This is a genomic window from Lysinibacillus sp. DFXJR4 (assembly GCF_057196045.1).
Genome location: NZ_JBXUNW010000020.1, coordinates 26,453 through 39,756 on the forward strand (window position 1 = coordinate 26,453; position 13,304 = coordinate 39,756).

Genomic DNA, 13,304 nt, shown 5'->3' on the forward strand with positions numbered 1-13,304 from the left:
TTATACTCATTTTAGATGAAGGAATTTTTTCAATCAAAGGAAGGTGGTTCCTCCATATTATTACAATTCCCATTCAAAGGGGTGTGACACGTATAAGGGTTGTCCATTGCATTTACTAGTCTAGTCTATTTAATGACCAAGATGGTTTTTGGACAATGGTTCAGTTACTATCTTTCAGTTTCGCTTAATCCTGTAATGTCTATGCCATTTAAGGCTTGTGTAGCTAGACGGTCCGCTTCTGAATTCTCTTTCCTGGAAATGAGCTGATATTCTGGTTGAATATTAAGATCCTCTAACTTCGCATCAATTTTATCTGCCCAGCTCGATAAATCCTTTTCCAGCGCAGGCCATTCCCCACTTAATTGATTAATTACGACTTGAGAATCACCAATGAAACAAACAGGTAAATGATGCACATTCAGTAAATCAAGCTCAACGATCCCTAAATAAAGCGCTGCATATTCTGCCTCATTATTGGAATTTAGCTCTGATGAAAAGGCATTTCTTCTTAATCTATATGGTTTGCCATTTTGCTCATAATAAATGACACATCCTAGCCCTGATTGTTTTGTAGCGCGATCAAAGCCACCGTCAAAATAAACAGTAATGTTATGTGGCTCTGTCTCAATTTCCTTTAAATAGGCCTTCAGCTCCTTTAGCGACCAGTTTGTTTCCTGTCGATCAATACAATGCAACGATTTAACTCTCCCTGTTCGCTCCATATCCTCAGCTAGTAGTACTGCTTGAGCTGCTGGCATTTCTTCTGAACGGAGTACAGTTGTTGCACCCTTTAGCGCCTTATATGTCCATTCAATAATTACATGCATAGTACTTACCTCCATATTTTTTAAATTAGTGTATAAAGTGAAAACGTGCCTCGACATGGAGACACGTTTCTTTCCTAATTGTTATATGTGCAAATAATAGTTTATTTATTCCTAGACCCTTAATTAGCGAAGGTTACTTTATATTCCCTCATACAATGTTTGTATAGGCTTTACTAAAATACGATTTACCTCTTCAATCACCTTGCTTAATTTCATTTCTGCTTCAAGCATTGAAGATATTTTTTCATTTTGCTGAGCAAGCTGAGACGCCTTTTGAGCGTACACTAGTTCATCTTCCAAAAAATCCTCACCCGCTAATTGCTTTTTCTGTAGCTCAATTTGAATTTTACGGAAGTTTTTAAAAACATTTAATGCCTCTTCATCATTCTTTACAACTGAAACCGCCTTTTGCAACTCTTCGAATTCCGGTGTTTTACGGAAAGTTGCCTCTAAAGCATTAATTTCATTATAAATATTAACCATTCTTTTATTTCCCCTTTTTAAATAAAGTAGACAATTAACCCTTGCACAATCCCAATCAAGCCACCAAGAACTGCACCTAGTACTGTAATCATTTTAAACTCACGTTTTGAAATGCCTAGCACAAGCTCCTCTAGCTTCGCCACAGGGAAAGAATCAACCTGCTCTCGAACTATTTCCTGTAAATTTAAGCGTTTTAATACATCCTCTAATTTCTCTTCTGCTTTAACAAAAGCTTTTTCAATAACCTGAGGAATGACTGTTTCCTTCATCCATGTATTACCCTCTGGCCAGTAATATGAAATAGGTTGTTCCAAGCGTTCCTCAACTGCTAGCTGCTCTTTTACATAACCTTGCACTTTCATTAATATTAAATCAAATCGAATATCCTGTAAAAAATCCATCGCAGGGCGTTCTTTTAATTTATCCCACTCCTGTGTAAAGATTTTCGTTAATAATGCTGTTGTACCTGGTGCCTGCAAGAATTTTATGAGCTCGCGCTGAACCTTTGCCACAAGCGAAGAAGAGTCACCTAAAAACATATTGATCATTCCACCAAGTGAACCTTTAGACGACAGGAAATCATCAATCATTGCTTTTATAGTTAACTCGCCCTCAGGTGATAAAAAATAATCCTCACCCTTCTCTAATATATGACGAACTGCTACTGGAATCTTTGCGTCAATTGTTTGTTGAATATCTGCCGATAACAGTGTATGAATTGACTTCGTTGATAATGTATTCTTCATCGACTCAAATTGTCCCTCAACAATTGCTTCAATCTTGTTTTCAATTGTTGTTGGCATATGAGAAAATCCAGCTAATGTAAGCCAATCTTGAATCGTTTTATCATTTGTAAAAATAGTTTCTTCTACCTTTGTTTGTACAAACTGTTCTACTTTGTCCTGAATATCTTTAGAAAAGAATTTTTTCCTAAAGGTTTCAGGTGTTAATAAATAATTTACAACCGTTAGTCCAAGCTGCCTCGCTAATTCATCACGTCGTTTTGGAATAAGTCCTGGTGTAAATGGTACACGCCAATTTTTAATATATATTGCTTCATGTGGACGAAAAAGCATTTTTATAGCTAGGTGATTCGTTACACCACCGATAGCAGCTCCAATAATGGCCATAAATAGTAAAGTCACTAGAAAATTATCCATTAGTACCCTCTCATTTCAATTGTATTCACGATTGGCGGATTTTGTCGCCTATTGCACTCATTATAGCAGAGCAAGGATTTTCAGCGAAAGAAAAACCCCTAGATAATTCAACACCTTTCAATCATTTTCTTTAGGTGGAATAGTTGCAAATTTACTACTATCCTTGAATAATAATAACTACATATATAAGAAATGGGGTTTGTTTATGATTCAGCATTTCAATTTTAAGCCTTTATTTGAAAATTCGCAGCTTCCTGGCTGGGCTATTTCTTTCTTCTATCAACGCGAACGCTATACAGCTGAGTATTTAAAGGATGGCAATATCCAATGGACTGGATCTATTCCACCAAACGAAGAAGATGTTAAAAAAATGATTCATGAGCTTATGTTGTATCATGTGTACGAATAATAAAAAGTAGTACCTTTCTCGTGTAATCAGCTTTTAAATATACCCATTTTTTACTAGTGAATGCAGATCATTTATGCTAAAAATATTTCCATCTATTGAAATCGCCGCATTTTTCTTATACATTTATGTTATCAACTTGATAATAAATGTTTTGTATGCAGGGGGCTATTTCAATGAGTAAAGTCACACTTTTAGATGACTTAAACAGTTATAATTCAAAAGCATTAATTCGTGCAAAAATAAAAGAAGTTTTTTCCGAATTTTCTGCTAAAATTTTTGAATTAGTAGATGAAGCTGACACTATCAATAGTAAAAAATTCGAGTTACTTTCTGGCTATAAAAGTGATTTTTACAATGAATTTTGCAGCCAATTAAAAGCCTTAATCGACACTCCGACTAGCTCATTCGGAAAAAAATCTGTAAAAAATATGTATTTAACGTTTAATGGAAAAAATTATCTTTTAACACAGCAAGGTATTACGGAAAAGGCACCTGTTACCATATCATCCTTTACAGGCGAAATCCCATTCAAAGAACCACTTCATGATGTTGAAAAAGCGTGTTTAAAATTACGCTTCCAACAAGAATAGTATTTAAAGCAGAAGGAGCCCTCTCACTTGCTGAGAAGGCTCCTTTGTTTGATGCTATTAAAAATAATTCATTTAAAAAATTCGCAGATAAAGCTCTCTTGAGATTTTTGACGTGTCGTTTTTTATGAGATAAAATGCTTCCTTCTCTAAATAAACTATCTTTGCTCCTTTTAAAGGTAGCACAATGATTTTTGATTTTCAATATTTTGACGTTAGTAAAATACGGATTGATCATAAAAAGTGGTTGTCAATATTTGTGTTTTGCATCTAAATATTTTATGATTGAATCATCCAACAATTTTTTAAATCATAGGAGGTGTACACTTTGTTTACCTCCCTCATTCGGGCGGGGACAAAGGAATTATTTGGACGGAGACATAATGGAAATAACCATAAGGTTGGCGGCATTTGCCCTACTAATAATAATGACAGGATTTTTCGTTGCAACTGAATTTGCAATCGTTAAAGTAAGATCTACACGTATTGATCAATTGCTTGCCGAAGGGAATAAAAAAGCAAAAAATGCAAAACGTGTAATTTCAGATTTAGATGAATACTTATCGGCATGTCAGCTAGGTATTACCATTACAGCACTTGGTTTAGGTTGGCTTGGTGAACCTACATTTAAGATTATCTTGAATCCAGTGTTTGAATTTCTAAATTTGAGTGAAAACATTACTACTGTCCTTTCATTTATACTTGCATTCTCAATTGTAACGTTTATGCATGTAGTTATGGGGGAATTGGCGCCAAAAACACTTGCCATCCAAAAAGCAGAATTTGTAACATTAAATCTTTCTGGCCCATTAATTTTATTCCACAACATTACGTATCCAATCATTAAGCTATTAAACGGATCTGCACGAGGCTTAACAGGCCTTTTCGGCTTGAAAATGATGTCAGAATCAGAAGTAGCCCATACTGAAGAAGAGTTACGTATGATTTTGTCGGATAGTTTAAAAGGTGGAGAAATTAATACTTCAGAATATGAATATGTGAACAGCATTTTTGAGTTCTCTGATCGTCTTGCGAAAGAAATCATGGTCCCACGTACTGAAATCGTTGGTATTGAAAAAGAACTAACGATTAGAGAAGTATTCGATTTAATGGGCGTTGAGCAATATACCCGTTACCCAGTTATCGATGGTGACAAAGACCATATTATCGGCTTAGTTAATATGAAGCACTTATTAACCGCTTACATTAAAGATCCTGCAAATGGTGATAAGCCTGTGATTGACTATATGCAGCCGATAATTCGTGTGATGGAAACAACACAAATTAACGATTTACTACTTAAAATTCAGCGTGAACGTATTCATATGGCCATTTTAATGGATGAATATGGTGGAACATCTGGTTTAGTGACGATTGAAGATATTATTGAGGAAATTGTCGGCGATATTCAAGATGAATTTGATGAGGATGAGATCCCTGAAGTACAAGAAATTGCAGAAGATCATTTTATTTTAGATGCAAAGATGCTAGTAGAAAATGTAAATGATATGCTAGGTACTGACATAGAAGATGATGATATAGATACAATCGGCGGTTGGTTTATGACAAAGCGCTTTGATGCAGTCGAAGGAGATAGCATTAAAGAACAAGGCTATGAATTTATCGCAAAAGAATTAGATGGTCACCATATTTTATACTTAGAAGTTCTGAAGTTACCTGAACGTGATTTATCAAATGAAAATGAAGATGTAAATGACTAAAAATTTGAGTGTTTTATTTACTGTGTTACGATTAACATCGCACTAAACAGATACAAGCTATAAAAAATGTATATAGCTCACAACCTATAGTGGTGGGGAGCTTATAGCAATAACATGATAAACTGTAGCAACGACTCCCTTTCAAAGAAGGGAGTCGTTTTATAATGCCCGAAAGTTTTGCGAGGAGGAAACAAAATGGAGCTTTATACAAATTTACGTCAAGGGGAAAAAGGTGCTTGGTTATCCATCGCAACATATTTGGTACTAAGTTCTATAAAATTAACAATCGGCTATATTGGTGCATCAGAAGCGCTAAAGGCAGATGGATTAAATAATACTACTGATATTATCGCCTCTATAGCAGTACTTATTGGATTACGAATCGCACAAATTCCACCTGACTCTAATCATCAATATGGGCATTTGCGTGCCGAAACAGTTGCCTCACTTGTCGCATCATTTATTATGTTAATTGTTGGCTTACAGGTACTTATTAATTCGATAAAAGGTCTTTGGGAGCCTGTTAGTACAGCACCATCATTAGTAACTGCCTATGTCGCAATTGGCAGTGCTGTAGTGATGTATATCGTTTATCGCTATAATTTAGCACTTTCTAAAAAAATAAAAAGTGCAGCTGTAAAGGCAGCAGCCTATGATAATCGTTCAGATGCGCTAGTAAGTATTGGTACAGCAATCGGGATTTTCGGAGCTATTTTCGGCTTTCCTATTATAGACACAATTACTGCACTTCTCGTTGCACTTCTAATTATTAAAACAGCAATTGAAATCTTTTGGGAGGCTGTTCAAAGTCTAACTGATGCATTTAATATCGAAGAAGTTGAGACTTTGTCTGTCCTTATTCGTAATGTTGATGGAGTCATCGAGTTGTTAGACTTTAAGGGGCGCGCCCATGGCAATATGTACTTTATCGATGTAACCGTTACTGTGGACCCTTACTTAAACGTCTTTGAAAGTCATCGTATTACAGAGGAGATTGAAAAAACGATTACTCGTGAAAATCGATTCTGTCAGGTACTCGTGCATATTGAACCACATATTGAAATCATTCCTCCAGCAAACGACAACAAATCTCCTACCAAGTAAATGGCAGGAGATTTGTTGTTATTTGATTGCTATATAAATATCAACCTGTGCTTCTTGTGGGTTGGCACATCGTTCATCATATCTCTCAAAATCACCTGTGTATGCTCTTTCTATTTCTGAGCTGGCAAACCAAGCCCAGATATCTTGCCAAGCCTTAATTACAATGTCTGGCATTGACCCTTTATCTGAAGTAAAAACTAAATATTTAGCAGCCGGTATTGTTTTTACGACCATCCCTTGTGTGATTTCATCTGTAGCTGCTACTTCCACTCCAAGGGTAATTGAATAATCCCCATTAACATCTGTTTCATAGTCCGAATATAGACCGAATATAACGTTATTGACTGGATTTTTTATTTGTCTCATCACTTCTTGCTGATAAAAATCTGACCATAATTTAGGAATTTTAGCTTGAGGCGTAATTTCATTGGCATTGCTCGTTTGAGCTGAAATCCCTACGATTTGAAATGATTCTCGTTCTATCATGGTTGGTTGTTTTATTTCTTCTCTTCTCCATCTTTTTAAACCTGGTAAGAAAGAAGATAACATTTGGCGTGCTTCTTCTTCAGCCATACCATCTTCCTTTAAATGTGGTACACAAATCTCAACCATTTCCTCAACTGTCAATCCTGGCTGCTTAAACTCTCCTAATTCATAACAATACATGCAATAGTCCTGACTTTTCTGACCTTCTTTATCTGTTCCTAACAATGCTTCATTTGCTAATGGCATACCACAGCTTTGACAATAACTTTGCATATTTCATCCACCCTTCATACTATTTGTTACGACTATAGCAAAGGAAACCTGACAGCTGTATGTCATCTTTTTTAAATAAAAATTAAATACCTTTATATAGCTCTAGAATTTCCTGTGCTCGCTTTTGCACAATAGCTCTAACATGGGGCGGTTCTATAACTTTTATACGGTGACCAAAGCTTAAGAGAAAACCATATAGCCATTCATCCTCTGGCAATGAAATATTAACTGTTAAATTTTCATGATCTATATGCTCTGCGCCAAATGTTTCTTCCACTAAAGTTGTTATTGCTGTATCGAATAATAGCTTTAGCTTGATGACATTTTGGGGGCGATGCCACTCTTTGTTCCACGGTAATTCAGACAAATGAACTTCTTTGCGCTGGAAGGTTATCATCTCATCTTTTAAATTTTTCATTCTAGCTATTTTAAATAAGCGAAAGTCTTTTCTTAATGTACAGTAACCGTAGACATACCATACCTTTCCTTTTTGTACTAATGTATGTGGCTCTAAAAAACGAGTGGTTACTTGACCATGTGTTGTAGAGTAGGTGAAGCTTACACAATGTGCCTGTTCAATTGCTTTTTTTAATAGTGTAATCTGCTCCTTAAAAACAATAGATGGTCCCCAAGGGCTAAGATCAATAAATAGTTGATCAATGGATTGTTTTATTTCTTCATCAGCAACACTTGTTAATTTTTCGAGCACTGCTTCCGCATGGGCATCTTCATAGGTTGTAAGTGCACTTTTAATAGCAATGGAAAGTGAGGCAAGCTCCTCCTTTGTCAGAACCTGTTTATCGACACGATATCCCTCTATCAAACTTATTCCACCGTTAACCCCTTGCTGGCTCAAAACAGGAATTCCAGCACAGCTAAGTGTTTCGATATCACGATAAATGGTACGAACGGATACATTAAATAATTCAGCGAGCTCCTGTGCCGTCACTTTTTTTCGATTTATTAAAATCATTGTCATCATTAAAAGACGCTCTAATTTCATGTTACACCCATCCCTGCTGCTACTATTTTTATTGCATAATGTCATTTTAGTCATCCATCAAGCATTTTTCATCACAAATTAACTATTTTGTTTTGCATTTTAATTACTAATATCCTATCTTTTTTAAGTATTTTTTAAGTACTTTTTGAGTTTTATTTAAGTCGAATGTACTATAATAACGCCTGATAAATTATTACAATCATTATACTATTTTTACAATATAAGAAAAAAACAAGTTTAATACAAGAATTTATCAGGAATTATTTGATTTCGCTAAGAATAGTTTGATAATAAACGCTTATACAATTATTTCAATTCTCTTAACACAACAGACAAAACTTCCATCCTCTTTATAGAGCGCTGAAAACTATAGTATCTATTTGTGGCAAAGAATTTAGTGCTTTGTTTTTATGAAACCTCAATAGGATTATGAAAAGTAAAATTACGAGTACTAAATCTTAGTGTCAAATTTTTATTTTTAAGTGAAATTCACTTATTTAGTGCTCACTATATATTAGGAAGCCTTTTCAAACACAATGAACTAGAGTTTAATGGTTTTCAATTTAATTGTAAAAAGGAGATTTTGATGTGATTAGAGCCGTTTTAATAGACAATGAACCACTAGCTTTACACTATTTTCAAAATAAACTACAAGCATTTCAGCAAATACAGGTGATGAAAACCTTTACTAGTGTAGAGACATTTCTTCAGGAGCTTCCAACATTAGAATTTGAGGCAATTTTTTTAGAGGTAAAGCTCAATGAACTGACTGGACTGGAAGTAGCTGATATCGTCAAAACGGAGCGTCCATATGTTAGTGTTATTTTTATAACTTCCCATCAAGAGTTTGCATTACAGGCATATGATATCGGAGGGCTTGATTATTTACTTAAACCAATTAATCATGCTCGTTTAGAAAAGGCTATTGCTCGAATTGAGCATGAATATTCCATACAGCAACTCATTCAGAAGGCTTCGAAAACGATGCTAAACGTTCAATGTTTCGATCAATTTGCTGCCTATAGCAACAATAGTTTAATTGCCTTCAAAACGGAGAAAACAAAGGAATTATTTGTATATTTTATTTTACATCCAAACATTCCTATTCACCGTGATTATTTAATAGAAATTCTCTGGCCTGATTTAGACTATGTACGGGCAAAATCGAATCTTCATACAGCTTTATCTTATTTAAGAAAAACCTTAAGCAATATAGGTTATGCGAACTGTATAATATTTTCCAATAAATATTATATCTTTGAAAAGCCTAATATTCTTTGCGACTTATATGATTTTCAAAGATATTATGATGATTTTTCAAAGCAGGAGTTTCCACCTATTTCCTTAATTAATCAATGTATTTCCATTTATAAAAATGGGCTTCTTATTTTTGACGATTATGAATGGGCCACAGCCTATAAAGATAAATTGACTAAATCATACATAGATTTATTAGAAAAAGGTTTTCAAGCTTCCATCTTAACGGATACGTCAAAGGCACTTGAGTTCTTAAATAGCCTACTAGATTTTGACCCATATAATGAACAAAAACTTCAACACTATTTACACATTTTAATAAACACTGGGCTATACGAACAGGCATACAGGGTATTTCAAGACTATGAACAAAAATTAAAAGAAGATTTAGGCCTTTCGCCAAGCTCAACATTACTAGAAATTACAAATAAATTTTTTATTCAAAAATAAACAATCAATGTCGCCTTGGCGTAATTGTAGCTGCCACTGCCGCTACGCTTACGCGCATAAAACATCTGCCGCTTTGCTTTCGATACAAAAACCATCTGCAGCTGTCGCTTCGCTTTCGCTACAGAAAACATTTGCTGAATGAAGATAAAAAAACGACGGGCTACTACATATTTGTAGGAACTCGCCGTTTTAATTTACCTTTTACACACCACTACCCTCTGTCAGTCCGTGCTTTACAGCATAAAGAGCCGCCTGTGTTCGATCCTGCACCTGTAGCTTCGTGAAAATATTAGATATATGGGTTTTTACAGTTTTCTCTGTAACGAATAAGGAGGAAGCAATTTCTCGGTTACTTTTCCCTTTTGTTAGCTCTGCAAGTACATCCTGTTCACGAGGTGTTAGTGGGTTTAATGCATGAGGTGCATTTTCAGATTCTTGTCGATCCATTTCTAGCGTTGATGTGGCCTCTGGGTGAAGAGTATTTTCGCCACGCATTATTCGACGAATAGACAATACCAACTCATCTGGTTCTATATCTTTTAATTGATAACCAGCGGCACCTGCCTCCATAGCTGGAACGACATGATCCCGATCCGAAAAGCTTGTAAGCATCAAAATTTCAATTTGTGGCAATTTCGCTTTAATGCGCTTAGTAGCCTGAATACCATCCATTTCAGGCATGACTAAATCCATAAGGATAATATCTGGTTGTATGCTTTCTGCTAAAGCAACTGCCTCCAGTCCATTTTTTGCTTCCCCTACCACTTCAATGTCTTTCTGCGTTTTTAAAAAAAATAATAATCCACGACGTACTACATGGTGATCATCTGCAATTAATACACGTATCATTCTCTTCCCTCCTAATATGGCAAACGGATTAACAGCTCTGTTCCTTTGCCAATTTCACTAACCCAATCAGCTGCACCGCCAACTGATTTTGCACGATCCTTTATTGACTGCAACCCCATTGAAAGTAACTTCGTGTTATTATCGATGACAAAGCCTCGTCCCTCATCACGAATCACAAGCAAAATGTCTGTAGATGTAACCGTTATATATAATGCTGCTTCCAGCACACCTGCGTGACGACGTACATTATTAAGTGCTTCTTGTGCTACCCGAAATAACGTTTCTTCAATACGAGAGGGGAATTGCAATACACCTGAAACTGTTACATGCAACTTTAAGCCGAGCATTTCAGCATATACTTTAATCGCTTCAAGCAAACCATTTTCTAAACCCTTTGGACGAAGCTGCCAAATTAATGCTCGCATCTCCGTTAAGGCATCCTGTGTTAAATGTTGAATTTCCTTAAATGTTTCTTTAATAGCTTGATCATTTGTCATTTCAATACCGGCTCTCGCTGTTAGAGTAACTGAAAAAAGCAGCTGATTAACCGAATCATGTAAATCTCTAGCTAGACGGTTACGCTCCTTTACGAGTGCCATTTCTTGTTCCTGCTTTGTCAGTAAAATTCGCTTAATAGCTGACCCCATCTGAAAAGCAACAGATTCAAGTAAAGCTAGCTCCTCCTCAGAAAAACGCACTTTATCCTTTGAGGCAACATTTAAGACCCCAAAACGTTCTTGTCCTGACTGGAGAGGCACTGTAGCATGGTGTGTAATACCCTCATGATCCCCGACATTCGCTGCAATCGCACTTTCAATGCGCTGGCATTCAATAATATTGGAGGCTTTCTTTAATTCCTCATTACGATAGCGGGAAACACACCAGCAGCCTCCCTTTTTTAAGTAATGGCAGTTTTTGAATTCCAATGCATCTGGTAAATTTTCGTGTACAACAAGCTCTGATCGTCCTTTCTCATTGATAAAAAAAATCCAGCCTGTTTCAAAATTTGTCCCATTTAAAAATCTCACAAGTGCACCCTTTAGCATTGTCACTATTTCAGTTTCTTCATTTAATAGCTCTGCAATCTCTTTTAAAATACTGATATTCGAATGCTCATTCTCTCTCACAAAAACACCTCTTCTTCGGCATTACTAATGTTAATGATAACATTTCAAAGTCTCAAACGTCTGCCTGACCCGTTCATACTTTAGACTGAAATTCTTTTAAAAAGTTATGCCTTATTTTGCGTAAGTTAATTTACTTATAAAACTAGAAGAACTATAATCGTACAAGGATATGGTTTAATAAAGGGGAGAATAGATATGTCTAAAAAAGTAGAAAATGGTTTATTATTTATTTGGATTGTCTCTGTCGTTGCAACACTAGGGTCCTTATACTTTTCTGAAATTCGTCACTATGAACCTTGTAAAATGTGTTGGATTCAGCGTATTTTCATGTATCCAATTGTCATTATGACAACAATTGCTTTTATACAAAAAAATGCACGTATTGCAGCTACAACAGCTGTTTTTGCCATTATGGGTGGCAGTGTATCTCTTTATCATTACGGAATTCAAAAGCTTAGTTTTTTAGCAGATACCGCTCCTTCTTGTGGTCTTGTTTCCTGTACTGGTCAATATATTAATTGGTTAGGCTTTATCACAATCCCATTTTTAGCACTAACTGCATTTATTTTAATTGCAGGGGCAAGCTTTTATGTAATGAAGGCTGTAAAAGCTGCAAAATAATTAAGAGACCGTGTTCTACAATTGGGAATACGGTTTTTTCTACGGAGGATGATTTATGTTTCATTATGAAATTAATGAAGATGATTTAACTATTGAGGAACTGCTACGTAATCATTGGCGACTTGGTAAAAAATTAGTCCATGAATTACGAATGTCAAAAGCAATTACAACAGTGAACGATGAGCCTGTTCAATGGAAAGCCCCACTTCAATCAGGTACAATTTTAAAATTTTCGTTTCCGATACCTTCATCCAATTATCAGCCTACACCAGTATGTGCAATTGATATTATTTATGAGGATGACCATTGCTTAATTGTTTCCAAACCAAAAGGTATGGCAACACATCCAAATGATGCTCGTGATACTCATACTTGTATGAACCATGTTATGGCACATATTAAAAAGCAAGGTGGAGTTTATGCAGAGCATGTCCATCGACTGGATAGAGGCACACAAGGTTTATTGCTGGTGGCAAAGCATCCTCTTGCAAAGTCAATCTTTGATCGTATGATTGAAGAAAAATCTATTATTCGCACATATGCTGCAGAGGTACAAGGAAATTTACAAGCTTCTACAGGTACAATCACTGAACCCATTGGGAAAGATCGGCATCACGCAACAAGACGTGTTGTCTCCAAAACTGGTCAGCGTGCAGTCACCCACTATGAGGTAGTAGCCCGCTTTAAAAGTTCTTGTATTGTCCATCTCATCCTTGAAACAGGTAGAACACATCAAATCCGAGTGCATTTAGCTTATATTGGGCATCCTATTATTGGTGATACAATGTATGGTGCAAGAGAAACAGCAAGTGGAGACTATGAGCTTCATGCCATCCAATTAGAATTTGAACATCCATTTTTAAATAAGCAAATTGTTGTAAAGGACAAACAGTAAACCTTTGCTTAGGTTTAGTGAGTTGCTCAAAATCTTAAAAAGCGCAGGAAAT

14 protein-coding genes are annotated in these 13,304 nt (G+C 35.7%); 7 read left to right on the forward strand and 7 right to left on the reverse strand.

The features are described 5' to 3' along the window. Nucleotides 1-167: 167 nt before the first annotated feature. From AC2CGN_RS22810 to AC2CGN_RS22820, 3 genes are all read right to left on the reverse strand, one after another. The gene (locus AC2CGN_RS22810) at nt 168-827 is read right to left on the reverse strand and encodes a ribonuclease H family protein (RefSeq protein WP_286926940.1); all 660 of its coding nucleotides are present in this window, start codon (nt 825-827) and stop codon (nt 168-170) included. Between the two features lie 138 nt (nt 828-965). Beyond that, nucleotides 966-1,310, reverse strand: coding sequence for a YlbF family regulator (locus AC2CGN_RS22815; RefSeq protein ID WP_429983006.1), 345 nt, complete (start codon nt 1,308-1,310; stop codon nt 966-968). Nucleotides 1,311-1,327: 17 nt separating this feature from the next. Next, nucleotides 1,328-2,470 carry a DUF445 domain-containing protein gene (locus AC2CGN_RS22820; protein ID WP_429983007.1) on the reverse strand — a complete coding sequence of 381 codons (1,143 nt, stop codon included), beginning with the start codon at nt 2,468-2,470 and terminating at the stop codon, nt 1,328-1,330. Between the two features lie 205 nt (nt 2,471-2,675). On the opposite strand from AC2CGN_RS22820, the gene AC2CGN_RS22825 reads away from it, so the two are divergent. The 4 genes from AC2CGN_RS22825 to AC2CGN_RS22840 all read left to right on the forward strand — a co-directional run bounded on the left by AC2CGN_RS22825 (nt 2,676) and on the right by AC2CGN_RS22840 (nt 6,291). Next, nucleotides 2,676-2,879, forward strand: coding sequence for a YheE family protein (locus AC2CGN_RS22825; RefSeq protein WP_054771990.1), 204 nt, complete (start codon nt 2,676-2,678; stop codon nt 2,877-2,879). A 173-nt stretch (nt 2,880-3,052) separates the two neighbouring features. Further along, nucleotides 3,053-3,469: a hypothetical protein gene (locus AC2CGN_RS22830; RefSeq protein WP_429983008.1), complete on the forward strand. Its 417-nt coding sequence runs from the start codon at nt 3,053-3,055 to the stop codon at nt 3,467-3,469. Nucleotides 3,470-3,849: 380 nt separating this feature from the next. Further along, entirely contained in the window at nt 3,850-5,187 is a 1,338-nt protein-coding gene (locus AC2CGN_RS22835) for a hemolysin family protein (protein ID WP_429983009.1), read from the forward strand. A gap of 195 nt (nt 5,188-5,382) precedes the next feature. Next, on the forward strand, nt 5,383-6,291 hold the full coding sequence (locus AC2CGN_RS22840) for a cation diffusion facilitator family transporter (protein ID WP_429983010.1): 909 nt from the start codon (nt 5,383-5,385) through the stop codon (nt 6,289-6,291). An 18-nt stretch (nt 6,292-6,309) separates the two neighbouring features. On the opposite strand, the gene AC2CGN_RS22845 is transcribed toward AC2CGN_RS22840, so the two are convergent. After that, nucleotides 6,310-7,050 carry an effector binding domain-containing protein gene (locus AC2CGN_RS22845; RefSeq protein WP_484516431.1) on the reverse strand — a complete coding sequence of 247 codons (741 nt, stop codon included), beginning with the start codon at nt 7,048-7,050 and terminating at the stop codon, nt 6,310-6,312. A gap of 82 nt (nt 7,051-7,132) precedes the next feature. After that, nucleotides 7,133-8,053 carry a helix-turn-helix transcriptional regulator gene (locus AC2CGN_RS22850; RefSeq protein ID WP_429983012.1) on the reverse strand — a complete coding sequence of 307 codons (921 nt, stop codon included), beginning with the start codon at nt 8,051-8,053 and terminating at the stop codon, nt 7,133-7,135. Between the two features lie 588 nt (nt 8,054-8,641). Here AC2CGN_RS22850 and AC2CGN_RS22855 point away from each other — a divergent pair. Beyond that, nucleotides 8,642-9,760, forward strand: coding sequence for a response regulator (locus tag AC2CGN_RS22855; RefSeq protein WP_429988071.1), 1,119 nt, complete (start codon nt 8,642-8,644; stop codon nt 9,758-9,760). Between the two features lie 201 nt (nt 9,761-9,961). Here the strand turns inward: AC2CGN_RS22855 and AC2CGN_RS22860 are convergent, their stop codons facing one another. Together AC2CGN_RS22860 and AC2CGN_RS22865 are read right to left on the reverse strand one after the other, a co-directional pair. Beyond that, nucleotides 9,962-10,609 carry a response regulator gene (locus AC2CGN_RS22860; protein ID WP_283869556.1) on the reverse strand — a complete coding sequence of 216 codons (648 nt, stop codon included), beginning with the start codon at nt 10,607-10,609 and terminating at the stop codon, nt 9,962-9,964. Between the two features lie 11 nt (nt 10,610-10,620). Beyond that, nucleotides 10,621-11,736, reverse strand: a complete 1,116-nt coding sequence (locus AC2CGN_RS22865; protein WP_054771988.1) for a GAF domain-containing sensor histidine kinase — start codon at nt 11,734-11,736, stop codon at nt 10,621-10,623. A gap of 195 nt (nt 11,737-11,931) precedes the next feature. On the opposite strand from AC2CGN_RS22865, the gene AC2CGN_RS22870 reads away from it, so the two are divergent. Further along, a complete protein-coding gene (locus AC2CGN_RS22870) occupies nt 11,932-12,357 on the forward strand; it encodes a disulfide oxidoreductase (protein WP_283869557.1) in 426 nt (141 codons plus the stop codon). A gap of 55 nt (nt 12,358-12,412) precedes the next feature. Further along, nucleotides 12,413-13,252, forward strand: a complete 840-nt coding sequence (locus AC2CGN_RS22875; protein WP_484516434.1) for an RluA family pseudouridine synthase — start codon at nt 12,413-12,415, stop codon at nt 13,250-13,252. Nucleotides 13,253-13,304 lie beyond the last annotated feature (52 nt).